Raw genomic sequence first — 25,295 nt, 5'->3', positions numbered from 1 at the left:
AGGTCAGCTGTGCTGAAAAAGACCCGCAACGTGTAGCTTTACGCACAAAAGCAGACGAATTTAGCGGAGGGGCGGTCGGGTGAACGAGGCTTTCTTAACTTAGACGAGCCACCGGTTCACATCAGGTATTACCCTGAGGTTTGGCTCGTCTGTTAAGAAAGCGAGTGAACCAGCCCCGGAGCTATGGAGTAGGCGTTGGGCGTAAAGCTACACAACCCGGACAACACGTTTTCCCTTTCCACTGATGCCATTTGAGCTACATGACCAGCTGCTCTGAGGAAAGACCCTGAAAATGCCCCCAGAAATTCCTTAGCAAAGGGCTCCGGAGCCTCCCTAAAAAAGTGAGACAGGATGCCCCCTGTTTCACTTTAATCCATATCGATTTGCCAGAAAATCGCAGATGCCCTGAGCATCATCCAGGTCGAAGCAAGGTACCCCCAGCTCAAATCGGACGTCGCTGGCAATGGCCAGCAGCTGCTCCGGATTGGATAGGAGCTCTTGATGGACCTCCGAGCGAAAAACCTCAATCCGGGGTTGGTTGCCGTGCTTATATCCCTCGGTAAAAATGAGATCCACATCCCTTATGCGCTCCAAAACTTGCTCTAAGGTCCGCTCCTCCTGAACTTTTTCAATCATAGCCATCTTCTCAGGGGAGGATATAACGACCACATCCGCCCCGGCCTGGGCAAACCGCCAAGTATCTTTGCCCGGTTTATCCATCTCAAAGCCATGAACATCATGCTTAACCGCAGCAACCCGCCAGCCCCGTCGTTTGGCTTCTGCTAACAGCTTAACCAGCAAAGTGGTTTTACCCGAGTTGGAGCGCTGTCCAACGATCGATACCACAGGAACCATTTAGTCTTCCTCCCATGAACTGATCCAGCGGCCTGGCAGGCGCTCGCCCTTCTGAACCGGTCCATGCCCGCCCGGAACATCCACCAGAAGATGGCTTCCCCTCATGGAGCGGATAACACCGGAGCCTTGGGCAAAGCTGGGATCCGCCCAGATCTCTCCGTTACGAAAGACAGCCCGGGCCCGCAGGAATCTTCTTTGCTTGCCGGCTTTCCCAAAATCACCATCCATATAGACGGGAAAAACCCGTTCCTGCGCTGTTCTGCCCTTAAGCCTGCGCAAGGCAGGGCGGACCAGGAGTTCATAATTCACCACTGCCGCCGCAGGGTTTCCTGACAAGGAGAAATATAATCTCTCTCCCTTAACACCAAGAACGACCGGGGTTCCGGGTTTAAAATTCACTTTCCAGAAAAGAAGCTCACACCCCGCGCCTACCAGGGCATCGCGAATCAGATCATAGTCGCCCACCGAAGCTCCTCCGGTAGTAACCACAAGATCCGTATCTTCCAAGGCCTTTAATGCCTCGATGGTTTCCTCCAGATCATCCCCCACAAAGGGAGCAGCCTTCACCTCACACCCTGCCTCCAAAAGGAGGCCTTTGAGGGTATAGGTATTGCTGTTATAGATCTTTCCGGGCAACAAAGGACTGCCTACATCCTGAAGCTCAGAACCTGTAGATAAAATCCCCACTTTGGGGCGGCGATAGACTTCCACCGCCTCAACACCTAAGGAAGCCAACAAACCTACCGCGGCAGGGGAAAGATATTCTCCCGCTTTTAAGACGATATCGCCGCATTTTGTTTCTTCCCCTTGATAAACTATATTGGCCTGGGGCTTAACCGGCTGATTAATCGTGACCTGGTCAGCCGAGCGCTCCGTATCTTCCTGTCTTACCACGCAATTTGCTCCCTTAGGAAGTGGTGACCCGGTAAAAATCCGCGCACACTCCCCAAGGTGAATTTCCCGCTCAGACCATGTCCCTGCAGGAATCTCACTGACAATATCAAGGGTCAGAGGAGCTTTATCCGTTGGCTGGGCACAATAAGCGTACCCATCCAATGGGGAACGATCAAAGGGCGGCATATCAATTGCTGCCTGAACATCTTTGGCCAGCACTCGGTTATAAGCCTGTCCCAAGCCCACTTCTTCAACACCAAGGGGCTCTATCCTATGGAGGATAACCTCCAAAGCCCGTTCAAGAGAAATCATAGTTTCCATAGCTTTCACCTCTTATCGAGATCTCATCCGTGACATTTTAACCCTTTAATCGCTCAACCTCCACCTTGCCATGTTCACGGTAAATCTCGAGAGATTTATAGGGCTCATCAATCGTTATGATCTCCTTATCTACAACAATAACTACATTAGCATAACAATAGCCCACTTTCAAACGCTTGGTTCCCGGGAATTGTACGGTGGTCGCCGTGATTCCGGAACCTCCCAGTTCCTTGATTTCAACATTGCCTCCGGAAATAATCCTGCCACCCCGGCATACCCCTTCTATCCTAACGTCCCCGGCAGCTTGTATGATCGAATTATAGGTCCCCTTCCGGCAGGAAAAATGCCCCGCACATTCAATTAAAGCACCTTGAACATAGTCCACTTGACATTCAAGCTTTTCTGGAACATCCAGGGTGATATTGCCGATGATTTGCTCAAAAGCCTGACTTACCCGTCCAAGCAGAGGAAGAGCTTGAGGATCAAGTGGCCCTAATCCGCCTAAAAAACGCTTGGCACTGCGCACAGAAATGACTAAGTCCTGCTGAATCAATTCGTCCTTGGTGGCCAGAAGGAACTTCTCAAGATCGCTGGCCTGTTTAGGCAAGCTGGGAAACCTTCGTTCTATAATCAATTTAAGACATTGGCCCGCCTTCAGATCCTTGCCATGAGGCGAACTAATGAAATCCTCTGTAATCATTAAGCAAGCTACCAAATCATCATGAAGGGCCTGCAAATCATGGAGAAGCTTGGAGCGGACCACATAGCGTGCTCCAACCACCAGCTTGCCAGCCAAAACATTACGATAAATGGTCAGTCCCTTTTCCGCCCGGATCTCCGCCCGGGAAGTGGAGCCGCGAATCTCCACCTTTCCCTCAGAGAAAATATGCAAACCATCATGAACATCTCCGGAAATAAATACATCTCCCGGAAATTCAATGCTGCCTGTAGATAAATCCAAATCCTGATTGAGAATATACGCAGGCTCCACCCCAAAGGACAATTCATCCATGCGCAGTGGCAATCCGGCCACTGTGGCCAGAACCTCCAAACCGTCCTCAGATAATCGGACATTCTTTTTCAGTTTAAATTGGAAATCCCGGGGCTTTTGTGACGGAATCTCCTGCCCTTTAACATTTCTCCCGGGAGTTCCCGGCACACCGGGAATCTTCCGTGCTAAAGCCTGCCCCGCATTGACTAATTTTAACTTTGAAGCAAAATGATCAATCCGTTGATCTTCTTTGAGTGCAGTCTCCTTTTTGGTCAGCAGATCAACGAGCTGAGCAGCAACGGATAAAGTGGGCTGTTTCCCCTGGGCAATAACCACTTCTCTCTTACCCTGGACCATGGAAATGTTATACCATGCCCCCGGCAAAACTCCAAATACAATTCCATGAGCTTGCAGATCCCCAAGGAACTTCCTCTGATCCCAGTAGGGGCCTTGAGGCTTGGTATCCTGCCAAATCAGGAGGTCCTGGAAGCGGATGGTAATATTATCGTCGAGGGTTTCAGGAAGAACATAGAATCCCGGTTTCAGATGATTGACCTTAGCCACCGCAGTTAATCCCTGATCCCGGATTTCAATTTCCCAGGTTAATTCTCCCGGAAAGAACTCCGGATAAAACTCAAGAATATCACCGGCATCCACTTTAAAGGCAGTCTCCTGACTTTGACCTTTATAGGAAAGTATACCTGCCATGGGGAAAGGCACAACAAACTTTACAGAACTCCCCATTTTGATAAGAAATTTATTGTCTTCTGCTTTCCAGATTACCGGGCAGACATTGGATGAATTATTATCTGTCATTTCCGACATATCCTTCACCTCACTCATCCTCTAAGAGGGAATTTCCCTCCATCTTCTTTGTGCTTACTCACTGGGATCGTTGACAGCTTCTCCACCCCCTGCTTCCTCCGGTGCACTGGGTTCCTCAGGTATCCCTGGTTCTTCTCCCGTACCTTCTCCCGGTTCATTTCCTGGTTTATCTCCCGGTTCATTTCCCGGTTCATTTCCCGGTTCATCTCCCGGCTTCTTACCGGGCTCATTCTCAGTCCCGTCGTCCACAGGCTTCTCCCCTTCAGCAGGGTTGCCTTCATCGTCAGGATCGGTTATGTGGTAATCCGGAGATTTCGTTCCATTAGGATCACCGGGGCTTCCCGGTACTTGGGGCAGAGGGTTTTCTATACTGGGCTCTACCGGTTCAAGCAAATCGATAATCGTGTCCCCGATAACCTTATCGGTGGTGATTCCCCGCAGAAGGTTGCTGACCACCTCTTTCACTTGCTCAGGATCCACATCCCAATAACTGATGCCATTCATATCATGGAAACTCCCCGGCAAGGTTTGGGTATAAATCTCCACATCTTTAAATTTAACAGCGGTCTTGGCAATCTTAAACATATCACCTAATTGAAGGTTTGTATTGACCGCTTCATTCAACTGCGGAATCAGCCAAGGCAGCTTAGGCAGGGTGCCCAGTTTGAGCATTTCTCCGGCTACAGCCTTGAGAACAATCTGCTGCCGGGCAGTGCGTGAAATATCTCCCAAGCCATCATTGCGAAAACGTGCATACTGCAATGCTTTGGAGCCATCCAGTTTCTGAAGGCCTTTTTTCAGATTAATATAACCGTCTTCATCATCTCCGGTCTCATAATACATATCCTTCTCCACATCCACGGTGATCCCACCTAGAGTGTCGATGATTTGTTTGAAACCATTAAAGTTAGTCTGAATATAGCCGGAGATAGGTATGCCCACCAGATCAGAAACCACATCCACCAGGTTATCCAAATCCGTCAAAGGGGCTACTCCATTAATCTTGATATCCTTGTGTCCGGGTATAGAAACACGGGTATCGCGGGGGATGGACAATAAGCTGACCCGGGCGCTTTTAGGATCAATGGTCGCTAAGATGATGGTATCCGTATTGAATGATTGTTCCTCAGGCCGCTGATCCGCACCGATTAAAAGAACACTGATACGATTCTTAAGCTCCTCTTCAGTCATAGGGCCACTTTGCTCACCCGGCAGGGGTTTTGATTTGGACATACTGAGTCCACTGAAGCCGAGAACGATTCCTCCCACAAGAAGTACCATAACCAGTAAGGTTAAACCCAATCTTTTGAAAGCAGATTTTTTTCGCACACTATCACTCCACAAGTAGTTAATTAAAAAAATCTCGTCTCACAATTTATTATACCTTTTATTCGGCATTATTGGACTGATTTTTTCGAATCTTTAGTTCCTAAATCATGGGACAAGTGTTTTAACCAGGCTTTGTACTCTTATTTCCTGTCCACACCTCATGACAAACACTATCCATTTCCCGACTGAATCTCTGATAATCCTCCCGCAGACTTTTTAGGATTTCGACACCCGTTATAGCATATTATAGCACTATCGTTAAACAGGAGGTACGAATGTCGATGCATTCCAGTTTTTTGCCACTTCAAAATACCATAAAACAAAAAAGCAGTTCCAATCAAGGGAAAATCCTCTTCTTTGACTCCTATAAGCGTCAAAAAAAGGCTCAGCACTGCATTTTTTGTAACACAACTTCTCTCTTACAAAATTTCAAAGGAAAAACCGTTTGTTCCGAGTGCTTGCAGAATATTCCTGAATTGTTCTCTGTCCCCTCTCATTATGTCACATAATTCTCCCTTAGAAAAGTTACGAAAGACGGAAAAAGGAAGTCCTGCGACTTCCTTTTATACTTCCAATTAGAACTTAAAATGGGTCTTCAAAGTTTGCAGGGCGCGCTCTTTCAATATAACTCTTCCGTGCTCTTCCAAGAAGAGCTTAGCTACATCCACCAACTCGCCATACTCGTCGAATAAAGCCTCTGCCACCTGTTTTTTCTTACCTGTACCTAAATGACTGACCACAAGATAATATTCCCCATCAAATTCAAAAAGACTGGAGCGCACACGGGAAAAATCGGGTACACGCTTGACAACGGCTAAGACATCCTCAATATCGGCAAAAGCATAAACCCACTCCATAACCTTGGACCGGCTTGGCCGTTTGCTTTCCTTCTCTTTAGTTATGACCTCTGTTGTGTCTTCTTGCTTGATGACAGTAATCACAAATTCCTCATTGGATGATGCGGTGGCTTGTATCCAGAAGGGTTGATCTAGGTTAAACTCCACTTCTTCCCTTGCCTGAGAGATTAACTCCCAAAACAATTGCTCACTTCTTTGCGAACGTTGAAATAAATCAGCCATGGTAATATCTCTGTCGGCAAGTTCGGCAAAGGAGATGAAGATGCGGATCGTATTTTCGTTGACTTTTTGAATGCGCATAACCCCACCTCTTCTTTCCAGTCATATCACTAGTTTATTTCTTATGATATCATATTACGACACTTCTGTGTTGCTAAAACGCGAGAATATTTTGTAGGTTTTTACAAATGCTGGGCAGTACTGCCTACAGCCATCTGCTAATCCATAGTAATGAGCTTGTATTGACGTGACCCTAAGCCGATCTTTTCCCCGTACTCCAGCTGAACGGACCAGTCTACTTCAGGGTGAATCACGCGGAACTTGTCTGACTCATGATGACGCTCGCCCAAAACGGAATGAGGATTACCATGGGCCTGATTCACCAGATCCACAGCCGCTTGATCGATGGCTACAGGATCCTGGGAGATAAGTATACCAATGTCCTGAACGATGGGGACATCATTCCAGCTCACGCAATCACAGAGAGGTGAGACATTATTAACAAAGGTAATAAACCCGCTCTTGCCTTCCTTCCCCTTCAAAGCACCTACAGTATATTCCACAATCTTTTCCTGAATCACATCCGGTGTAGTCTTCCAATTGACGGCGATGGCTTTGAAGGTGCAGGTCACCGCACATTCTCCACACCCGATACAGAGCTTCTCATCAATCCGGGCTTTGCTGACCACCGTGATGGCAGAGGCAGGACACCAGTTTTTACACTTCCCGCAAGCCGTGCAGCGCTCTTCATTGACTTGGGGAAGGATATCCGAATGTTGCTGCTGCTTGCCGGCCCGGCTGCCTAACCCCATACCAAGGTTCTTCAATGTCCCGCCAAAACCGGTTGCTTCATGGCCTTTAAAGTGAGATACAGCAATCAGGGCATCCGCATGGACCGCCGCACTGCCAATCTTAACTTCTTGAAAATGCTTCAAATTTACAGGCACTGATACATAGTCTTTCCCATTTAGGCCATCGGCAATCACCAGGGGGGCCCCCACCACAGAATAATCAAAACCGTTTTCGATGGCTGTTTCCAAATGGTCGATGGCATTGGAGCGAGAGCCCACATAAAGGGTATTGGCATCGGTTAAAAAGGGGCGGCCGCCTCTTTTCTTGACCTGATCCACGACTCTCCGCACAAATTGTGGTCTGATATAAGCTAAATTGCCCCGTTCCCCAAAGTGTACTTTAAGGGCAACCATGTCATTCTTCTCGATTCCTTTCAAGATTCCTGACCGATTGATAAGCTTTTCCAGTTTCGTCAGCAGGCTTTGCCCTTGATTGATTTTCATACTGGTAAAATAGACTTCCGGAATCATAATCCCCCTCCATTCTCTTGACTGAGCTCAGTAACGCTTTTTTCTTTCTTATCCTTATCTGGCGGCAGAATTTCACAAGATATAACCTGCAAACGATAGGGGAGAAAAGTCACATTCACTCTCTGCCCTGTTTCAAGCTCGCGATATGTATAAGGATCCAAATGGAGTGTCTCTCTTCCTGAATCCCATTCAATCTCAACACTATAAGGCTGACGGATGTCGGAAGCCATACTCTTCCCTTGTATTTCACCCTGTACCTGAACAGGCTTAGCAAACCAATCCGGTTCGCTGGCATTGAAGATCAGCAGATAAGTCCCGTAGATTAAAAGCCAACCCAACCCTTTGCCGGCCAGCATCAATTTATCCTTGCGCCTTAAGGGTTTTTGTGCCTTAGTATAGACTTTCCAAATAGTGCGGATTAAGATAAATAAACCCAGTAAAAGAATCCCTAAAGCCTCAATCCACGTCGTCTTCCATAAATACTGATAATATTCTCCCATTGTTCCCCCTGTGGCAGAAAGTTCTTCTATTAGAGCTATTATAAATTCTCTTTCATTTAAGGTCAAACAATACTTGTGATCCGGTTGTTATGCAAAAGACCGATCAAAGTATATGATCGGTCTTTCACTAATTAAAATCTATAAACTTCTTGTTTCCCATACCTTTCTTATTGAACTCTCTCTATTTCACCCACGATAACCTTATCAACAAAGATATGTACCAAATCAGGATCAAATTGCGTCCCGGCATTGCGTCTCAATTCTTCAATGGCCTTACGTTTTGATAAGGGCTTCCGATAGCTGCGCGAACTCGTCATAGCATCATATGTATCCGCGATGGAGATTATCCTGGTTAGGAGAGGGATTTCTTCCCCTTTTAATCCCCGGGGATAACCCTTCCCATCCCATCGCTCATGATGTGCTAAAATGAGCCGTGCCGTAATCCCCATATTCTCAAAAGCACAAAGTATGTCAAAACCTTTCCCTGGGTGGCCTTTGACTACCACCCATTCCTCTTCATTAAGCCGGTCCGGTTTATTAATAATACGGTCATCAATAAAGGCTTTGCCAATATCATGAAGCAGAGCCGCCTTTTCCAATTGTGCAGCTTCTTCTTCACTTAATTCCAAAATCTCACCCATATTTTGGCACAAAGAGGAGACCCTTTGCGAATGTCTTTTTAGGCTGTGATTTTTCGACAGATATCGATTTACAACCCATTGGGTAGACTGCCATTCCTGATTCAATTCAACCCACTCTGCTTTCATCCTTTTTCCTCCTTTATATAGATATTGAAGGAAAAACTTGCTTATCTTTATCTAGGCAAGTATTAAATATTCTTATTTTCACTATTATTATATGTGATAGAAACAACTTATACAATCTAAAAAATTAATTTCGAAATTAGAACCATTATCTTCAACCGGCAGCATCTCCATGGGTAACCGAAGGGACACAAAAAAGGCGCATCTTCCTTGGAAGATACGCCAGCTCTGGCTCAAAGCCAATGTTTAGCTTAATTGCCCTTCTCTACGAAAACAGTATAGGTTCCGTTCCCATTGTTTTCTACCTGAACCAGCTTATGGCCTTCGTCCTTCAAGCTTCGGGGAACGTTTTGAATGGGTTCCCCATCCTTCATCAGAATCTCCAACAACTGCCCCGGTTCCAGTTCCTCCAGAGCAACTTTAACTTTCACGAAGGTGATGGGGCAGACAACACTGGTGATATCCACCACCCGATCCGCTTTTTTAGCGTTCATGATCTAATCCCTCCAATTCTTTAGCAAGGGTTTCCCAGCCAACTCTATCCAGGGTGTTCCTGAACCGTTCGCTTGGTTTGCCGTGAGTCTGGAAAAACTCCAAAGTTTTATCGATCACCTGATAAAGGTGAGCCTCGGTAATGACCAGAGGCAGGATGCCCTTACCGATGGCAATCCGGTTGCCGAACAGCCCCCCAAAGGAAAGCAAAAACCCTCTTTCCCCTTCCCAGGCCGAAGTCGGGCAGGATTTAGCGCATTTGCCGCAATAAGTGCACAGCTGACTGTCCAGGCTGAGGGTTTCCTCTTGTCTGTGAACCTCGATGGCTTTGGCCGGGCAAACCGCTTGGCATAAACCGCAATAAATGCACTGGTCCTGCTGCCAGCTGGGCCTGACGCCCCCTTTGATACCCAGATCGTTTTCTTCCGCTTTCAGGCAATTATTGCCGCAGCCCGTAACGCCCAGTTTAAATTTATGAGGAAGTTCCCTGGCAAAATACCGTTTATCCAGTTCCCCAGCCAAGCGGGTGGTGTCGATCAGTCCACTGGGGCAGATCGCCGCCCCCTGGCAGGCTGTAATCGTCCTGACCCGGGGGCCGCAGGCGCCGGGCTCCAGCCCGACCTCTTTCAGTTCGTTTAAAACGGCCTCCACGTCCTCCAGCCGGATAAAAGGAATTTCGATACCCTGCCTTGAGGTCATATGAATATAACCCTGCCCATAGATCCGGGCCAGCTCCGTTACTTTCTGCAGCTGGTCGGCTTGGATCTGGCCGCCGGCGATGCGCAGCCGCAGGGCAAAATGATCCTTTTGCACCTGTTGCATAAAGCCGCCTTTTTTTAAAGCCCTGTAATCAACCTCTGCCACAGTTTACTCCTCCTTCAGAATAATCTCTTCTTCGTCTACCCCATCCTTTTTGATCAAAAAACTTTTACAGACTGGCTTTTGGGGCTCGGCCAGGGAGATGATCAGGTAACTCAGGGATGAATCGAAGGCCAGCCTTTTATCTTCCGCCGAGGGCCGCGCCGGGGTTGCCGGATGACTGTGGAAATTGCCCAGCATTACCCAGCCGTTTTTCCGCATATCTTTGACCGCCGTTAATTGTTCCCGGGGGTCCATGCTGAAATGCTCCGGACTCTGATCCAGATTGTTCAGGGGGTAAACCCGCTCCACCCACCGGTCATCTCCATCCCTACGGCCTCCCAGCAGTCCGCAGGCCTCATTGGGCAGAGCTTGGCGGGCATGATCCAGCATCTCTTCCATTTGCTTTTTAGTCAGGGTGATCATAGCCGGACCTCCTCAATTCAGATCGCAGGCAGCCTGCTCGTAATCGATCAGTTCTGTGATCGAGGGCTCTTCCCCGCAGACCTGGCATTTTTTATTATGGGGCAGCTTAACTCTCCGAAACTCCATTTTAAGGGCGTCATAGGTCAGCAGGGTGCCGGTCAGCAAGTCCCCAAGGCCCAGAATATATTTGATGGCTTCCGTAGCCTGAATGGTGCCGATGATCCCTCCCATAACCCCCAGCACCCCTGCCTGTTTGCAGGTTGGCACGCTATCGGCCGGCGGGGGATTTTTGAAAATGCAGCGGTAGCATGGCCCCTGTCCGGGCACATAAGTCATGGTCTGTCCCTGGAAGCGGATGATCCCGGCATGGGAAAAAGGCTTCCCGCTGAGAACACAGGCGTCGTTGATCAGAAACTTAGCCGGAAAATTATCCGTGCCGTCGATGATAAAATCATAATCCCGGTCCCGGATAATATCCTGGATATTGCCGGAGTTGACCCATTCCTGATAAGGCACCACTTCCACATCCGGGTTCATTTCCCCAATGGTCTCCCGGCCCGATATCACTTTAGGCTTGCCCACATCCTTGGTCTGGTGAATGATCTGCCGCTGCAGGTTGGAAAGCTCCACTCCGTCAAAGTCCACCAGCCCGATGGTACCGACACCCGCAGCCGCCAAGAACATAGCCGCCGGCGCTCCCAGCCCGCCCGTACCGATAATCAGGACTCTGGACTGGAGCAGCCTTTTCTGACCCTTAACCCCAACCTCTTTAAGGATGATATGCCGGGAATACCGCTCCAGCTGTTCGTCACTGAAACTCATCCGACGGCACCTTCTTTCCCGGCGGTCCCGTCTTCCTCAAGGGTACCCCCTCCCATAAAATAAAGGAACTCCACACTATCTCCCTCTCTGATCTTCCGACCGGAAAAATCCTCCCGCTCGATCAGCTCCTCATTGATTCCCACTGTTACATATTCCGGCATCTCCGCCCTTTGGGCGACCAGAAGCTCCTTTACTGTCAGCTCTTTCTCCAGAAGCACATCCTGCCCATTTACCGTAATCTTCATCATGAAACCTCCCCTACAAATAATAATCCAAAATAATCTCCTGCTTCTGCAAAAGGCTGCCTACAGCCGCCACAGCCCCCTCCACCTCAAGGCTGGCATCCGGCTGAAAAGAATAGAATGGCGATTCCCCAATAGTGATGACCAGTATCTCACTGGGCTGGTTAAGCAGCTTTAATTTTTCCGCTTCATCATCCTCCAGGTTAAAGACCGTGGTGATAAAGATCTGCCCGGAGTCGGTGAGGATTCTGGCCAGTTCACCGACCTGCCTGATCTCCCGGTCCCTGCTCCAGTCTTTTATAGTCTCTTCCGACGCCAAACCGTGCAAAAGGTTTCTGACCCCCAGATAATAGGCTTTGTAATTGAGCCGGAAGAGGGTTTGTTCCAGTTCCCGGGCGATGGTTTCGATCACCGGGCCATAGTCGGCACTGCCGGAGGTCAGGACAATGAACTTGGCTTTATGTCCATAGATCCCCGCCCGCTGTACCGGCTGAATCAGTCCCTTTTCCCACTGGGTCTCCCGCTGCCGCACATGATCCTGCAGGCTGCTGCGGTCATCATCGGCCTGCTCCAGGATAATTCCCCCGCCGGAGATTTCGTAATTATCCACAATCACGAAGCGCCCGGTCTGCTCCATTTCCGTCACCGGATCAAAAGCAATGGGCTTGGCGGTCTCAAAAATGCATTCCGCCACATCATGCTTTTCCGCCTGGTCTTTGAAGGTGTCGATATTCAGCTCCGCCGCATCAATGATGTTGAGAATTTCCACCATCTTCACCCCAATTTTCAGGGTCCCGATTTTTAGCTTATAAGTTTTGTTTTTAATCAGGGGCGCTTTGCCCACCCAAAAAATATTGGCCTTGAAACGGGACCCCATCAGAGGCTGTTTATCCTGGGCTTTGACCATCAATTCCCCGGGTTTGATATAAATCTGGGTCTTGAGAGTCAGCCCCACAGCCTCATCGGCATAGGCCATATCCCGCTGAGGGGCATTAAATCCTTCGATGCTCTGGATCACGCTTCTTTTCCGGGAGGGGAGAAAGACCACTTCATCCCCGCTGCGGATAGCGCCGCTGAGGATCGTTCCGGCCACAATGCGTCGCTCATCTCCGGCCGCCGTAAATTTATAGATATCCTGAACCGGCATCCGCAAAGGAAGTTCCTGGTTGCCTTTGCGGTTGCTCAGGCTGTCCAGCTGTTCCAGGACGGTCGGCCCTTCATACCACGCGGTGCGCTGGGAGCGGACCGCGATATTGTCACCGTTAAAGGCGCTGAGGGGAATAAAATTAACCGGCTGGATGTTGAGTTTATGCAAAAATTCACCGAATTCCCGGCGGATAGTCTCAAACGTCTGCCGGTCAAAATCCACCAGATCCATTTTATTAACCAGCACCACCACCTGCCGGATGCCCAGCATAGCCGCAATATGGCCGTGACGTTTGGAGTTCTCCCGGATTCCTTCCTTGGCGTCGATGACCAGCAGAGCGGCCTCCGCCCGGGAAGCTCCCGTCACCATATTTTTCAGGAATTCGATATGACCGGGGGCGTCGATGATGATATAGTCCCTTTTGCCGGTTTTAAAAAAACTGCGGGCCGTATCGATGGTGATCCCCTGAGCCTGTTCGTCTTTTAAAGCATCCAGCAGAAAGGCATACTCAAAGGGCCGGGCATTCTTGCGGCAGTACTCCTGTACTGCCTCCAGCTTGCCCTCGGGCAGGGAACCGGTATCCGCCAGCAGCCTGCCGATCACCGTACTTTTACCGTGGTCCACATGGCCCACAATCACGATGTTCATCTGTTCTCTGTTGTCCATCTTACATATACCCGCCTCTCCGCAGGGTTTCCAGTCCGCCCCCGTCATCCTTATCCTGGGCCCGTCCCGACCGTTCGGCGATGTTGGCAAACTTGCCGCTGCGCAGCTCTTCAATAATTTCTTCCACATTGCGGGCCGGGGATTCCACCGGCAAGGTGCAGGGATAACAGCCCAGGGAACGGTAGCGTTTGCCTTCCCCCTGATCAAAATAAAGGGATGTCACCGGGATCTTCTCCCGCTGGATATATTCCCAGACATTCAGCTCCGTCCAGTCCAGAAGGGGATGAATCCGGATATGGGTGCCGGGGGCAAAGTCGGTTTTGAACTGGTTCCAGAATTCCGGGGGCTGATCCCCTACATCCCAGTCATTTTCCTGATCCCGGGGGGAGAAATACCGCTCTTTGGAACGGCTTCCTTCCTCATCCGCCCGTACCCCCACAATCACCCCGGTGTACTTTTCCCGGTTGCCATCCGGCCGATATTGGCCGGTTTCCAGATCCAGAATATAGCGGGGCCATTCCCCGGAAAGGGTATTTTTTAAGGCTTCCGTTTTCAACGCCTGGCAGCAGCTGATCCGGTCCGTTTTCCCGTCTGGAAAGGTCCTGCCCCCGTCCAAGGCCTCTTTGTTCTCCCCGTAAATCATGGTCAGCCGCCATTGCCGGGCCAATTCGTCCCGGTAACGGATCATCTCCGGTATTTTATAGTGGGTGTCAATATGCACCAAGGGAATGGGTACATGCCCGAAAAAAGCCTTGCGGGCCAGCCATAGCAGGACGGTGCTGTCCTTGCCGATGGACCAAAGCATACAGATATTTTTAAATTCACGATAAGCTTCCCTCAGGATATAGACACTCTGGGCCTCCAGTCGATCAAGATGGTTCATGATTTTCCCTCCCCCTTTGCAGGCGGATGCAGCCCGCATTCCTTTTTAGCGGGGTCTTCCCACCACCACCTGCCGCTGCGTACATCCGCCCCGGGTGCTACCGCCCGGGTGCAAGGCCGGCAGCCGATGCTGCGGAAACCTTTGTTGTACAGGGAGCTGTAGGGAATGTTTTCCCGGCGGATATAAGCCCAAACCTGCTCTTCGTTCCAGGCGGCCAGAGGATTCACTTTATAGATAGCGTGGTGAGAATCCCATTCCAGTAAACCGATTTCCTGGCGGGTGGGGCTCTGCTCCCTGCGCAGTCCGCAAATCCAGCCGTCTACAGTAGATAAGACCCGCTGCAAGGACCTGACTTTTCTCAGCTCACAACATTTTTGACGCAGTTCAACCTTGTCATAAAAAGCGTTGGGGCCATATTCCGCCAGAAACGGCTCCAGCTCCGAGTTCTCCGGCGCGTATACCTCATAATGAAACTTATAGCGGCCCATGGTCTCCTCCATCAGATCATAAGTCTGCTGAAAATTCCGTCCCGTATCGATAAAGAAGATCCGGGCCCGGGCATCGATCTTTAATAGCATCTGGGTCAGCACTTGATCCTCAATGGAAAGGCTGGAAGCCAGAGCAATCCGCGCCGGACCGATTTTTTCCATTACATGGGTCAAAAGTTTGCGGGGGTCTTCCCCGGCAAAGGCTCGGTTTATCTCATCAAGATCCAAATCGAGTTCCGATCTGTCCATTTCATTTCTCCCTCTCTCTTTCTGTATTTCCCCCAGCCAACCATAAAGCTGTCCGGTTCTTCACCCAAAAGTCTCCGGTTCCAAATAATGCTCCACCACCAGAGCGCCCGCACCGATGGAGATGGCATTCTCTTCAAAGGCTCCGCCCCGGCTGAACACCAGGTGCCCCCCTTTATCCCAAGGTCTTCTTCGCTTGGCGGCCTCTACACAGACCTCATAGAAGAGCTGAGAATGCAAAATAAGCGGTCCGCTCAGAACCACAAGCCCCGGATTGAGCAGCTGGATGAAATTAGCCAACCCCGTACCCATCCGTACAGCGGCATTTTGCAGCACTTGCCGGGCGGTGGTGTCATTCTCCTCAGCCTCCCGGCAGAGCTCCAGATAGGAGACCGGGCGATCGGCCTTGTGATTTCGGCGGTCCTTCCCTTGGGGCATTTCCTCAGGGGTCATTTCCTCAGCAAGGGCTTCCATAATAGCGTAAATCGAGGAGTAGCGCTCAACGCAGCCCTGATTGCCACAATGACATGGTTTACCGTTGACATCGATCACCATATGGGCAAAGGTATCATCTGCATCATTGATTGTCCTGACCAGAGTTCCTGAGGAGATGACGCCGGTTCGGATTCCCACCCCGCAATTCAAATAGATCACGCTTTTCATCCCTTTGCCGCTGCCGTAACGGGTTTCTGCCAGAACCGCCCCATTGGCACCGTTATCGATGATGACCGGCAAGCCCGTTCGTTCTTCCACGATAGCTTTGAGGGGAATATTTTCCCAACCCTGGGCCTCAAAGTTTTCCGGGTTGAGGATGATGCCGCTTTGACGGTCCAAAGGCCCCACCGTACCGATCCCAACGCCGATCACATATCCCTGCTCCCGCTTTTCCAGAACCCTTCCTATCCAGTCCAGAATCCGGTTCAGAGTAGCTTGCGGCGAAGAATTCCGGTCCATATCAAAGCGGTCTTTCTCCAGCAGCTCCATTTTCAGGTTGGTCAAAACAACTTGGGAGTAGAGGCGGGAAATATCAATCCCGATCACATAATAGCGGCGGGGATTTACATCATAAATGACCGGCTTCCGACCGCCGGTGGACTCACCGGTTTCCGTGGGGAGGATAAGAGCCTCCTTCTCCAGTGGGAGCATCATCCGGTTCAAGGTGGTAAGCTTTAATCCCGCCACTTTGGCCAGTTGACTTTTGGTCATCGCTCCCTTATGCAGGATCAGGCCCAATATCTTTTTAGCTTCTGGACTCAAGCTGCTTAAAACATCTTTATAAATCAGCACTCCTGCCCTCATCTCTTTTCTCCAGAACTTTTAACCGAATTAGCAACAAGTCCGTAAAAAAATATATCAAATAACATAATCTTCAGGAACATACACCTTGAAATCCCGGGGCCGGAGATAGACTTTCTGCTTGGCCTTCAGCTTCAGGCTTCTATAGACCTCTTTGCTGATTTCCACTTCGATATACTCCTCGTTATCCAGGCGCTTTAATTCCAGGTTGACGATGGGTCCCACCGCCCGGATAAAGAAAATCTCTGCGGCAATAAAGCCTTTGCCTTCATCCTCCAGACATATTTCAATGTCATGGGGGCGGATATAGCTGACAATGTCTGCGGTGCCGATTCCGGCATGCTCCGGCGCCTCCAGTTGCAGGGAACCCAGCTCCACTTTGCCGTCGTGCATCCGGCCGTGAAACAAATTGACATTGCCCAGGAAGTTGTAGACAAAGGGATTGGCCGGATTGTCATAAACCTCTTCCGGGGTTCCAATCTGCTCGATCTTTCCCTCATTGAGAATGACGATGCGATCGGCCACATCCAGAGCTTCTTCCTGGTCATGAGTCACGAACACACTGGTGATCGGGTATTCGTTATGGAGCTTTCTCAACCAGCGCCGCAGATCTTTGCGGACTTTGGCATCCAGGGCTCCAAAGGGCTCATCCAGCAATAAAACCTTGGGCTCCACCGCCAGAGCCCGGGCCAAAGCGATTCTTTGGCGCTGACCACCGGAAAGCTGAGCCGGATAGCGGTTGGCCAGTTCCTCCATCTTCACCAGGGCCAGCAGTTCCTGAACCTTTTGGCGAATCACTTCTTTACCGGGGCGGAGCTTGGCCGGTCGGACCTTTAAACCAAAGGCGATATTTTCAAAGACCGTCATGTTTTTAAAAAGGGCATAATGCTGAAACACAAAGCCCACTTTGCGGTCCTGGGTACTTTTTTCCGTATTGTCTTCCCCGTCGAAAATAATGCTGCCGGTGTCCGGGGGTTCCAGGCCGGCGATAATCCGGAGCAAAGTAGTTTTGCCGGAACCGGAGGGACCGAGCAGAGCCACCAGTTCACCGGTATGGATCTTGAGATTGAGTTCATGCAAAGCCGTAAAGGTGTCAAAGGTCTTGCTGACCTGGCTAACTTCGATACTCATGTTTTTTCCTCCATCCGCTTGATTTTCCAGCCGGCAATATTTTTGACCAAAAGGTTGATGATAGCGATCACGGTTAACAGGGTAGCCACCGCAAAAGCCGCGGAAAACTGATATTCGTTGTACAGAATCTCCACGTGGAGGGACATGGTATTGGTCAGCCCCCGGATATGACCGGAGACCACGGAGACCGCCCCGAATTCCCCGGCCGCTCTGGCTGCTGTCAGAATGATGCCATAAAGCAGAGCCCATTTGATATTGGGCAGGGTAATGCGCAGAAAGGTCTGCCAGCCGCTGGCCCCCAGGGTCAAAGCCGCTTCCTCTTCCGCCGTTCCCTGGGCCTCCATCAACGGGATCAACTCCCGGGCCACAAAGGGCAGAGTAACGAATAAGGTGGCCAGAATAATCCCGGGGGGGGCAAAAATGATCTTCAGTCCCCAAGCCGTCAAAAACGGAGCCAGCAGGCCATGGGTGGTACTGAACAGCAGCACGAAAATCAATCCTGCAACCACGGGGGAAATGGCAAAAGGCAGATCGATCAGGGTCAAGAGCAGATTTTTGCCTTTAAACTGAAACTTGGCCACTGCCCAGGCGGCCGCCAAGCCAAAAACTGTATTGACAGGCACCGCGATCCCTACGGTGAGAAGGGTCAGCTGAATAGCTTTCAGGGCCATGGGGTCCTGGATGGCGGCCAGGTAGACTCCCGCCCCCTTTTCAAAGGCTTTGGTGAACACCAGGATCAGGGGTAAGATCAGCATGGTGATAAAAAACAGCAACGCAATGCCGATCAGCAGCCACTGAATCCCTGGGGCGTGGGACCCGGGAATTCTGTTTTTCTTACTCTTCATCTTCTCTCTCCTTATCAGCCCTTATCCCGGTTGCTTGCCCACCACTGAATGAGATTGATCACCAGCAGCATGAGAAAGGAGATCACCAGCATCACAGCGGCAATGGCTGTGCCACCGGCATAATCGTATTGTTCCAGCTTGGTCCGGATCAGCAGAGGGGTGATTTCCGTATACATGGGCATATTGCCGGAAATAAAGACCACTGAGCCGTACTCCCCCAGAGAGCGGGCAAAAGCCAGGGCAAAGCCGGTGATGACCGCCGGCAACAGAACCGGTAAAATCACTTTGCAAAAGGTTTGAAACCGGGTAGCCCCCAAACAAGCCGCCGCTTCTTCCACTTCCCGGTCCATGCCCTGCAGAACCGGCTGAACCGTCCGCACCACAAAGGGCAGGCTGATAAAAATCAGGGCGATGGTAATTCCCAAAGGGGTATAGGCAATCTTTAGTCCCAGAGGCTCAAAAAGCCGGCCGATCCAGCCGTTAGGGGCATAAAGAGTGGTCAGGGAAATACCGGCTACAGCCGTAGGCAGAGCAAAAGGCAGATCGATCAAGCCATCAACGATTCTCTTGCCCGGAAAGGTATATCGCTCCAGAACCCAGGCCAACAGCAGCCCGAAGACCGCGTTGACAGTGGCCGCCAAGAAGGAGGTGCCAAAGGATACCTTCAGGGAGGCCAGGACCCTGGGTGATAGGACAATCTCCATGAATTTCCCCCAACCCAGCTGAGAGCTGTTCAGGAACACCATAGCAATGGGGATGAAAACCAGGAGGCTGAGATACATCAAAGACAAACCCATGGTGATCCCGAATCCCGGCAGAACGCTGTATTGTTTCAGACTGAAGCGGGAGGATGATGTCCGCATGGTTTCACCTTTACTTTTCTACATAAATTTGATCAAAGACGCCACCGTCGGCGAAATGCTCCTGCTGGGCTTTGGCCCAGCCGCCGAACACATCATCAATCGTGAAGAGATTGATTTGGGGGAACTGCGCGGCATATTTTTGGGCCACAGCCTCATTTCTGGGCCGGTAGAAGTTTTTGGCGGCAATTTCCTGGCCTTCATCACTGTAGAGATAGTCCAGATAAGCTTCCGCCACTTCCCGGGTGCCTTTCTTGTCCACCACGGAATCCACTACCGTCACCGGCGGCTCGGCCAGGATGCTGAGGGAAGGAACCACAATTTCAAATTTATCTTCCCCGAATTCCCTTAAGGAGAGAAAGGCCTCATTTTCCCAGGCCAGCAGCACATCACCGATCCCCCGCTCCACAAAGGTTGTGGTGGAGCCCCGAGCCCCTGAATCCAGTACTGGTACGTTTTTATAGAGAGCTTCAACAAATTCTTTGGCTTTTTGAGCATCATTATTATTGTGTTCCAAGGCATAGGCCCAGGCTGCCAGGTAGTTCCAACGGGCACCCCCGGAGGTTTTCGGGTTGGGAGTGATCACCGATACTCCCGGCTGCACCAGGTCGTTCCAATCCTTAATATTTTTAGGGTTTCCCTTCTTCACCAGAAAGACGATGGTGGAGGTGTAGGGCGTGGAATTGTTGGGCAGACGTTTCTGCCATTCCGGATTGAGCAGGCTCTTTTGAGAGTTGATGGAGTCGATATCATAGGCCAGTGCCAAAGTGACCACATCCGCTTCATTGCCGTCAATAACCGTTCTGGCCTGGCTGCCCGAGCCGCCATGGGACTGCTGGATGGTCACATCCTGGCCGCTTTTCTCTTTCCAGTACTTGCTGAAAGCCGTATTATACTCCTGATAAAGCTCACGGGTGGGATCATAGGAGACATTGAGCAGGGATACCGGCGATTTGCTGCCGGCGACTGTATCGGCAGGCGTCGCCTTGCCACCGCATCCGGTCAGAGCAACAATCAACGCCGCAATCAGAACACCTTTTCCGAATTTTTTCACTTTCACTTCCCCCTTAGACTTTATTAATATATAGTACTCCTATAGGTTTTGTTAAATTTTAATAGGGACTTTCAACCAAGTCAATAGGTTTTTGAAAAAATATAACAATTTCTATCTGTTTACTTGATTATAAGATATAAAAAAATCAGGTCGCATGATCCTCATGCGCCTGATTTTTTTATGCTTGTGTATCTACTTTCCCCAATGCTGAAAGTATTTTTTTCACGTAGTTTTGCGTTTCCTTGTAAGGTGGAATCCCATTGTATTTATCTACAGCCCCTGGGCCTGCATTATAGCCCGCTAAGGCAAAGGCGACATTTCCTTTAAACCGCACCAACAAATCCTTTAAAAAACGGGTTCCCCCATCAAGATTCTGAGCCGGATCAAAAGGATCGGTCACACCATAAGTCTTTGCCGTACCAGGCATCAGCTGCATTAAACCCATAGCTCCCGCTGACGATACCGCATGGGGGTTAAAACTGGATTCAGCCATCACCACTTGCCGGATCAGGTTCGTATCTATTCCATGACGCTGCCCTACTTCCGCGATAAGCTGTTCTATAACGGGTTGGTCAGCACGATATTCCGAACTTAGCGGAGAACTCAATGAGTTCATATTTAGAGAGTTCAATATACCGGAATAGGGGTTATATGCCGGAAGCCATGGATCTTGGCCCATGCCGGCAGAGTTCATGGATGAAAACATACTCTCTGTCAAAAGAGAATTGTTTCCAGAGAGAACACTCCCTAATAATAATCCGGCAAGAAATTGCGAACTTTCCGCCGACAAGGACCCTTGAGCGGATTCGAACTCTGCTCCCTGTTCGTCAAGAGCTTCTGAAATCAATTCTGTACCGAAGCCATTATTTCCTGAAAGGGCGGACTGGAGCAATGTGGCAAAGAGAAGAGCTTGGGAGCTATCCTTGTTTCCGTACTCACTCCTTGAAGTATCCTGCCAGGCCTGATTCATGCTTTGAAGCTGGTAAAGCAGCACTAGTTCTGCCGTATTCACCGATTATCCCCTCCTGATATCAGACGAGCTTAGCAATTCCCTCAAGCTCATCTTTAGCTAAGATCCGGTCAGGAATCAACACCATGATAATACGGTCGGGAAGATTCACGATACCGCCAATAAATGGAGCTGTAACTAAGGGAGGCGGTGGTGCTATATTGTCTAAGATACGAACCTCTCTCACCTGGTCGACTGCAAATCCCACCAGTTCGCCATTGACTTCTGTAATCAAGGCAAAGTCTTCCTTGGCGGCTTCCGCGTCCTTGGCAACGGTCCGGTTCTTTTCCACACCAAAACGAACATGTAAATCAATCAATGGAATCGCCGACCCCCGTATATTGATTAATCCCTTGACACAATCAGGTGCCTTGGGAATCGGGCGAATATCCCCCAACCGGGTAATTTCTCTGACGATCTCAATGGGCATTCCATATTCTTCCTGACCTAGTCCAAATATGACCACTTGATTTCCCATGACAGCCACTTCCTCACTTTATACAATTCTACCAATTTCATTAACAGCCTTTTCTAAGGTTGCATCATGGGTTTGAATCACCTTTTGATTGGCTTCATAGGCTCTCATCACCGTGATCATCTTAACCATTTGGCTTGGCAAATTCACATTGGAGCCCTCCAGAGTACCCTGAAGCACGGCGTCGTTACCGGCAAACTCCTGTACCGGCTGATTAGAGGCATACAGGGACTGCCCTTCACGAAGAAGGCCGACCGCCGGGATTTGCACCAATCGCAAGCGGTCCATAGTGACCCCCTGATCGGTGATTCCCCCCTGAGCATCCACCTGGAAATTCTTGCTTAACGGTCCAATGGGCCCCTCTTCACCAAGAACAGGATAGCCATCGGCTGTTTGCAGCATTCCTTCAGAATTCAGTTGCAGCTGTCCATTACGGGTGTAGCGCTCACCGTTGGGGGTATCCACCACCAAGAAAACTTCCTCAGCAGTGAGGGCCAGATCCGTAGGAATGTCCGTGGTTTGCAGAACTCCCTGAACATTCATCCGCGTGATCTGATCGACAACAACCCCGGTACCTATACCGCCGATTAGTGTATTGCCCGGGATTTCGTTTTCCGTGCTTGTTCTCATCATGAGCATTTCGGGAAAGGCTTTATTGCTGGCCTCCTCCCCTTTATAACCCGGAGTCCTGATATTTGCGACGTTATCCGCGATAATCTCGCTTTGGGTTTGAGCAGCAAGCATTCCCGCTGCCCCTGTATATAATCCTTTAATCATGGATCGTCACCTTCATCATCTTTCTATAGCAGAAATCGTTTTACTTTTGGGTGATCACGGTGCGCAGATGGGACAATTGAGCGGAAATTGCCCGGGTGACGGAATTATAGTAAATCCCATTTTCAGCCACGTTGACCATTTCCTTATCAATATCCACATTATTGCCGTCGTTTCGATAGGTCGTTCCTTGATCTTGCACAACCCCACTGGAATTAAATCCAGTCTTTTGGAGATGGCGTTCTGATGTCACTTTAAGGGGAAGCTCCCCGCCGGTCTGGCCCATGGCTTCGCCAAGGAGCAGGTCAAAATCCACATCAGAACGTTTAAAATCCGGGGTATCGTCATTGGCAACATTATTCGCCAGGACTTTATACCTCAGACTGGACGCATCAAGACCTTTTTCCAAAATATTCATAACTGGTGTATTCAACCAATCCGACATCTAATTTACCTCCTTAAGGAGTTGGCCATGCTCCACATTTGGTCCCCATTGGTAATCATGCGGGCATTGAGCTGATAGGCCCTCTGCACCTGGATCATCTCCGTCATGGCTGAAGCAAGATTCACATTGGATCCCTCCAAGGATTGGGTCCTGAGCTTACCTAAGGTCCGTTCTTCCACCTGGCTACCCGGCGTGCCGACCAATTCGTCCCCGGTCACTCCGGCCGCGTCGGGAGCAAAATAGAGATTATCCCCGTCCCTGACTAACCCTTCCGGGTTAGCAAAGGTAATTATATTGATCTGCCCCAAAGTTTGACGGCTTCCATCAATAGTGGCACTAAGAACACCCTCCGTGCTGATCTGAACGTCTTCAGCCCCTTCCGGAACGGCAAAGGCTGTGGGTAAAATATCTCCATTCCAATCCAAGGGGCGGCCCGATTCATCCATATCAATCGGTCCTACCGGGTACCCTTCTCCTTCCGGGTCATTGACGATAACCCGGCCCAAAACTCTTTCCTCGTCATCGATAAACCCCGTGATATTGCCTGCTTCATCGACATACAAATCCATAGCGTCGGCTGGAATCTTTACTTCAAGAATATAACCGTCGGAATTGACCAATTTGCCCTGACCGTCCAATTCAAAGTTGCCCACCCGGGTATAGCGGCTTTCCCCATTGGCTGTCCGCACAGGGAAGAAGCCTTCCCCGTCAATAGCTAGATCAAAGGGGTTCTCCGTCTCCCGGATGATTCCCTGCCGATAATCCGTGTCTATGGTCGGATAAATCACACCGGCCCCCACGTCGATCCGCTCTCCCACAGGCTGTCCATTAAATTCACGTTCAGCCGGCCGCATTTCCGCGGCCAAAGCTTCGGCAAAATTCACCCGCTGAGCCTTATATCCCGGTGTATTGACATTGGCCATATTATTGCCCAGTATATCCAAAGCTGTCTGCTGAGCCCGGACCCCTGTAGCAGCCGTATTCAGAATACGCAAATTCTGTGCCTCCTCTCCGAAAAGAAATGCCGAAAAGGACTTTGACATAAGGTTTTACCCTTATACCCAAGTCCTCAGCCTATGGCTTAGCGTTTAAGATCGATCAGCTCCTGCAGCAGGGAGTCCGATACGGTGATGACCCGTGAATTGGCCTGGAATCCACGCTGGGTGACGATCATATCTGTAAACTCCTGAGAAAGGTCCACATTGGACATCTCTACGGTACTGGGAACGATGTTTCCGCGGCCGTCTTCACCTGCCCCGCCAATACTGGCCTGACCGGAATTGTTGGAGGCTGCATAAAAACTGTTCCCCAGATTTTGTAAACCAGCATCATTAGAAAAACTGGCGATAGCAACCTGCCCGATTACACGGGACGCTGAAGCTTCACCATTGCTGTAGACTCCGGTAATGGCTCCTTTGGAGTCAACCGAAAAGCTTGTTAAGGTTGCCAGAGGAATATCTTTTCCATCCGTATCTTTTCCGTCAAGATTAGTAATAGTAAATGTATATATATCAGCATCACTTGCAGGTTTTGTCGGATCGGTTGTCACTGTAATGGTTCCACGTGTCGCATCAAAAGTAGCACTAGGGGCAGTTGTTGTCGCATTTACCCCAATTAATGAGGGATTAGAATACACCCATTCGTCTCCTGACTTAACCCAAGCATCAGGGGGAATTTTTGTTGCTTCCGACAGAACATAGGGCGGATTTTCTCCAATATTAAACTTAATTGCTTCGAGTGTCGTCCAATCTATCTTAGACTCATCCTCATCTGTTGTGCTTATGAGGTCAACCGATTTTTCCATTCCATACATATGCCCCATAACCTTCGCCCCTGTCCCGGGCTCGGTCAAGGTACCGTCGTCATCCTGAGTGAAAGCTCCTGCCCGGCTATAAACCGTTTCGCCATTATTTTGCAGGACAAAAAATCCCTTTCCTTGAATCATCATATCCGTATCTTTTCCCGTAGATTGAGAACTTCCGGGAGTCATGATCTGATCGATGGAACTCACCATGGAACCTAAGCCGATTTGGGACGGGTTGGTTCCCCCCTGATTAGCCGAAGGAGATCCGGCACCCTTCATGGTCTGACTCAGCATAGTGGAAAAGGTCACCCGGCTGCGCTTAAACCCTGTAGTATTGACATTGGCAATGTTATTGCCGATAACATCCATCTTAACCTGATGATTTTTTAAACCGGAGATCGCTGAATACAAAGAACGTAGCATCGAGGTATTCCCCCATTTCTTTCAATTAAACT

27 protein-coding genes are annotated in these 25,295 nt (G+C 49.8%); all 27 read right to left on the bottom strand.

Annotated elements, in window-relative coordinates; all coding sequences use genetic code 11:
• Positions 1-363 precede the first annotated feature (363 nt).
• The 27 genes from mobB to DESLBE_RS22255 all read right to left on the bottom strand — a co-directional run bounded on the left by mobB (position 364) and on the right by DESLBE_RS22255 (position 25,263).
• Positions 364-855 carry a molybdopterin-guanine dinucleotide biosynthesis protein B gene (mobB, locus tag DESLBE_RS22390; protein WP_058491097.1) on the bottom strand — a complete coding sequence of 164 codons (492 nt, stop codon included), beginning with the start codon at positions 853-855 and terminating at the stop codon, positions 364-366.
• Positions 856-2,070, bottom strand: a complete 1,215-nt coding sequence (glp, locus tag DESLBE_RS22385) for a gephyrin-like molybdotransferase Glp (protein WP_026183963.1) — start codon at positions 2,068-2,070, stop codon at positions 856-858.
• A gap of 37 nt (positions 2,071-2,107) precedes the next feature.
• Positions 2,108-3,904: a FapA family protein gene (locus DESLBE_RS22380; RefSeq protein WP_058491099.1), complete on the bottom strand. Its 1,797-nt coding sequence runs from the start codon at positions 3,902-3,904 to the stop codon at positions 2,108-2,110.
• A 36-nt stretch (positions 3,905-3,940) separates the two neighbouring features.
• On the bottom strand, positions 3,941-5,215 hold the full coding sequence (locus DESLBE_RS22375) for an LCP family protein (protein ID WP_058491101.1): 1,275 nt from the start codon (positions 5,213-5,215) through the stop codon (positions 3,941-3,943).
• A 575-nt stretch (positions 5,216-5,790) separates the two neighbouring features.
• A complete protein-coding gene (locus tag DESLBE_RS22365) occupies positions 5,791-6,372 on the bottom strand; it encodes an adaptor protein MecA (protein ID WP_058491104.1) in 582 nt (193 codons plus the stop codon).
• 137 nt (positions 6,373-6,509) lie between these two features.
• A complete protein-coding gene (locus DESLBE_RS22360) occupies positions 6,510-7,613 on the bottom strand; it encodes a DUF362 domain-containing protein (RefSeq protein WP_058491106.1) in 1,104 nt (367 codons plus the stop codon).
• Entirely contained in the window at positions 7,610-8,113 is a 504-nt protein-coding gene (locus DESLBE_RS22355) for a hypothetical protein (RefSeq protein ID WP_242869899.1), read from the bottom strand. Before DESLBE_RS22355 ends, DESLBE_RS22360 begins: the two co-directional genes overlap by 4 nt.
• Positions 8,114-8,280: 167 nt before the next feature.
• On the bottom strand, positions 8,281-8,880 hold the full coding sequence (locus tag DESLBE_RS22350) for an HD-GYP domain-containing protein (protein WP_058491110.1): 600 nt from the start codon (positions 8,878-8,880) through the stop codon (positions 8,281-8,283).
• A gap of 248 nt (positions 8,881-9,128) precedes the next feature.
• Positions 9,129-9,371, bottom strand: coding sequence for a sulfurtransferase TusA family protein (locus DESLBE_RS22345; protein WP_005816171.1), 243 nt, complete (start codon positions 9,369-9,371; stop codon positions 9,129-9,131).
• Positions 9,361-10,233, bottom strand: coding sequence for a 4Fe-4S binding protein (locus DESLBE_RS22340; protein ID WP_058491112.1), 873 nt, complete (start codon positions 10,231-10,233; stop codon positions 9,361-9,363). The genes DESLBE_RS22345 and DESLBE_RS22340 overlap by 11 nt, the downstream gene beginning before the upstream one ends.
• Before the next feature lie 3 nt (positions 10,234-10,236).
• Positions 10,237-10,653, bottom strand: coding sequence for a M67 family metallopeptidase (locus tag DESLBE_RS22335; RefSeq protein ID WP_058491114.1), 417 nt, complete (start codon positions 10,651-10,653; stop codon positions 10,237-10,239).
• A gap of 12 nt (positions 10,654-10,665) precedes the next feature.
• A complete protein-coding gene (moeB, locus tag DESLBE_RS22330) occupies positions 10,666-11,475 on the bottom strand; it encodes a molybdopterin-synthase adenylyltransferase MoeB (RefSeq protein WP_058491116.1) in 810 nt (269 codons plus the stop codon).
• A complete protein-coding gene (gene thiS, locus DESLBE_RS22325; protein WP_018212604.1) occupies positions 11,472-11,720 on the bottom strand; it encodes a sulfur carrier protein ThiS in 249 nt (82 codons plus the stop codon). Before thiS ends, moeB begins: the two co-directional genes overlap by 4 nt.
• 13 nt (positions 11,721-11,733) lie before the next feature.
• The gene (locus DESLBE_RS22320) at positions 11,734-13,530 is read right to left on the bottom strand and encodes a GTP-binding protein (RefSeq protein ID WP_144678251.1); all 1,797 of its coding nucleotides are present in this window, start codon (positions 13,528-13,530) and stop codon (positions 11,734-11,736) included.
• 1 nt (position 13,531) lies between these two features.
• A complete protein-coding gene (gene cysD / locus DESLBE_RS22315) occupies positions 13,532-14,413 on the bottom strand; it encodes a sulfate adenylyltransferase subunit CysD (RefSeq protein WP_144678250.1) in 882 nt (293 codons plus the stop codon).
• On the bottom strand, positions 14,410-15,150 hold the full coding sequence (locus DESLBE_RS22310) for a phosphoadenylyl-sulfate reductase (RefSeq protein ID WP_144678249.1): 741 nt from the start codon (positions 15,148-15,150) through the stop codon (positions 14,410-14,412). Before DESLBE_RS22310 ends, cysD begins: the two co-directional genes overlap by 4 nt.
• Positions 15,151-15,210: 60 nt before the next feature.
• Complete coding sequence (locus DESLBE_RS22305) at positions 15,211-16,446, bottom strand: ROK family transcriptional regulator (RefSeq protein WP_144678248.1); 1,236 nt, start codon at positions 16,444-16,446, stop codon at positions 15,211-15,213.
• Between the two features lie 54 nt (positions 16,447-16,500).
• A complete protein-coding gene (locus DESLBE_RS22300; RefSeq protein ID WP_144678247.1) occupies positions 16,501-17,574 on the bottom strand; it encodes a sulfate/molybdate ABC transporter ATP-binding protein in 1,074 nt (357 codons plus the stop codon).
• On the bottom strand, positions 17,571-18,419 hold the full coding sequence (gene cysW, locus DESLBE_RS22295) for a sulfate ABC transporter permease subunit CysW (RefSeq protein WP_144678246.1): 849 nt from the start codon (positions 18,417-18,419) through the stop codon (positions 17,571-17,573). The genes DESLBE_RS22300 and cysW overlap by 4 nt, the downstream gene beginning before the upstream one ends.
• Positions 18,420-18,433: 14 nt before the next feature.
• Positions 18,434-19,282 (bottom strand): sulfate ABC transporter permease subunit CysT, encoded by an 849-nt coding sequence (gene cysT, locus DESLBE_RS22290; RefSeq protein ID WP_144678245.1) that lies wholly within the window; start codon positions 19,280-19,282, stop codon positions 18,434-18,436.
• Positions 19,283-19,292: 10 nt separating this feature from the next.
• Complete coding sequence (locus DESLBE_RS22285) at positions 19,293-20,339, bottom strand: sulfate ABC transporter substrate-binding protein (RefSeq protein WP_282433893.1); 1,047 nt, start codon at positions 20,337-20,339, stop codon at positions 19,293-19,295.
• Between the two features lie 172 nt (positions 20,340-20,511).
• Complete coding sequence (locus DESLBE_RS22280; protein WP_144678243.1) at positions 20,512-21,345, bottom strand: lytic transglycosylase domain-containing protein; 834 nt, start codon at positions 21,343-21,345, stop codon at positions 20,512-20,514.
• Between the two features lie 19 nt (positions 21,346-21,364).
• Positions 21,365-21,820, bottom strand: coding sequence for a chemotaxis protein CheW (locus tag DESLBE_RS22275; RefSeq protein ID WP_144678242.1), 456 nt, complete (start codon positions 21,818-21,820; stop codon positions 21,365-21,367).
• Positions 21,821-21,838: 18 nt separating this feature from the next.
• Positions 21,839-22,594, bottom strand: a complete 756-nt coding sequence (gene flgF / locus DESLBE_RS22270; protein ID WP_144678241.1) for a flagellar basal-body rod protein FlgF — start codon at positions 22,592-22,594, stop codon at positions 21,839-21,841.
• A gap of 40 nt (positions 22,595-22,634) precedes the next feature.
• Positions 22,635-23,036, bottom strand: coding sequence for a flagellar basal body rod protein FlgB (gene flgB, locus DESLBE_RS22265; RefSeq protein WP_144678240.1), 402 nt, complete (start codon positions 23,034-23,036; stop codon positions 22,635-22,637).
• Positions 23,037-23,041: 5 nt separating this feature from the next.
• Positions 23,042-24,031: a flagellar hook-basal body protein gene (locus tag DESLBE_RS22260; RefSeq protein WP_144678239.1), complete on the bottom strand. Its 990-nt coding sequence runs from the start codon at positions 24,029-24,031 to the stop codon at positions 23,042-23,044.
• 86 nt (positions 24,032-24,117) lie between these two features.
• Positions 24,118-25,263, bottom strand: coding sequence for a flagellar hook protein FlgE (locus DESLBE_RS22255; protein WP_144678238.1), 1,146 nt, complete (start codon positions 25,261-25,263; stop codon positions 24,118-24,120).
• Positions 25,264-25,295: the final 32 nt, after the last annotated feature.

The organism is Desulfitobacterium sp. LBE (genome assembly GCF_007830365.1).
In the GTDB taxonomy this organism is placed as follows: Bacteria; Bacillota; Desulfitobacteriia; order Desulfitobacteriales; family Desulfitobacteriaceae; genus Desulfitobacterium; species Desulfitobacterium hafniense.
Note: the sequence above shows the minus strand (reverse complement) of the source record. Positions and strands in the feature narration are given on the sequence as shown.

What these genes read in the sequence shown, in the direction of transcription:
- DESLBE_RS22305 (WP_144678248.1), bottom strand. Translation starts at nt 16,446, where the DNA reads ATGAGGGCAGGAGTGCTGATTTATAAAGATGTTTTAAGCAGCTTGAGT.
- cysT (WP_144678245.1), bottom strand. Translation starts at nt 19,282, where the DNA reads ATGCGGACATCATCCTCCCGCTTCAGTCTGAAACAATACAGCGTTCTG.
- thiS (WP_018212604.1), bottom strand. Translation starts at nt 11,720, where the DNA reads ATGAAGATTACGGTAAATGGGCAGGATGTGCTTCTGGAGAAAGAGCTG.
- DESLBE_RS22345 (WP_005816171.1), bottom strand. Translation starts at nt 9,371, where the DNA reads ATGAACGCTAAAAAAGCGGATCGGGTGGTGGATATCACCAGTGTTGTC.
- DESLBE_RS22310 (WP_144678249.1), bottom strand. Translation starts at nt 15,150, where the DNA reads ATGGACAGATCGGAACTCGATTTGGATCTTGATGAGATAAACCGAGCC.
- DESLBE_RS22275 (WP_144678242.1), bottom strand. Translation starts at nt 21,820, where the DNA reads ATGGGAAATCAAGTGGTCATATTTGGACTAGGTCAGGAAGAATATGGA.
- DESLBE_RS22355 (WP_242869899.1), bottom strand. Translation starts at nt 8,113, where the DNA reads ATGGGAGAATATTATCAGTATTTATGGAAGACGACGTGGATTGAGGCT.
- mobB (WP_058491097.1), bottom strand. Translation starts at nt 855, where the DNA reads ATGGTTCCTGTGGTATCGATCGTTGGACAGCGCTCCAACTCGGGTAAA.
- DESLBE_RS22350 (WP_058491110.1), bottom strand. Translation starts at nt 8,880, where the DNA reads ATGAAAGCAGAGTGGGTTGAATTGAATCAGGAATGGCAGTCTACCCAA.
- DESLBE_RS22300 (WP_144678247.1), bottom strand. Translation starts at nt 17,574, where the DNA reads ATGAGTATCGAAGTTAGCCAGGTCAGCAAGACCTTTGACACCTTTACG.
- cysD (WP_144678250.1), bottom strand. Translation starts at nt 14,413, where the DNA reads ATGAACCATCTTGATCGACTGGAGGCCCAGAGTGTCTATATCCTGAGG.
- moeB (WP_058491116.1), bottom strand. Translation starts at nt 11,475, where the DNA reads ATGAGTTTCAGTGACGAACAGCTGGAGCGGTATTCCCGGCATATCATC.
- DESLBE_RS22320 (WP_144678251.1), bottom strand. Translation starts at nt 13,530, where the DNA reads ATGGACAACAGAGAACAGATGAACATCGTGATTGTGGGCCATGTGGAC.
- flgF (WP_144678241.1), bottom strand. Translation starts at nt 22,594, where the DNA reads ATGATTAAAGGATTATATACAGGGGCAGCGGGAATGCTTGCTGCTCAA.
- DESLBE_RS22255 (WP_144678238.1), bottom strand. Translation starts at nt 25,263, where the DNA reads ATGCTACGTTCTTTGTATTCAGCGATCTCCGGTTTAAAAAATCATCAG.
- DESLBE_RS22335 (WP_058491114.1), bottom strand. Translation starts at nt 10,653, where the DNA reads ATGATCACCCTGACTAAAAAGCAAATGGAAGAGATGCTGGATCATGCC.
- cysW (WP_144678246.1), bottom strand. Translation starts at nt 18,419, where the DNA reads ATGAAGAGTAAGAAAAACAGAATTCCCGGGTCCCACGCCCCAGGGATT.
- DESLBE_RS22380 (WP_058491099.1), bottom strand. Translation starts at nt 3,904, where the DNA reads ATGAGTGAGGTGAAGGATATGTCGGAAATGACAGATAATAATTCATCC.
- glp (WP_026183963.1), bottom strand. Translation starts at nt 2,070, where the DNA reads ATGGAAACTATGATTTCTCTTGAACGGGCTTTGGAGGTTATCCTCCAT.
- DESLBE_RS22360 (WP_058491106.1), bottom strand. Translation starts at nt 7,613, where the DNA reads ATGATTCCGGAAGTCTATTTTACCAGTATGAAAATCAATCAAGGGCAA.
- flgB (WP_144678240.1), bottom strand. Translation starts at nt 23,036, where the DNA reads ATGTCGGATTGGTTGAATACACCAGTTATGAATATTTTGGAAAAAGGT.
- DESLBE_RS22365 (WP_058491104.1), bottom strand. Translation starts at nt 6,372, where the DNA reads ATGCGCATTCAAAAAGTCAACGAAAATACGATCCGCATCTTCATCTCC.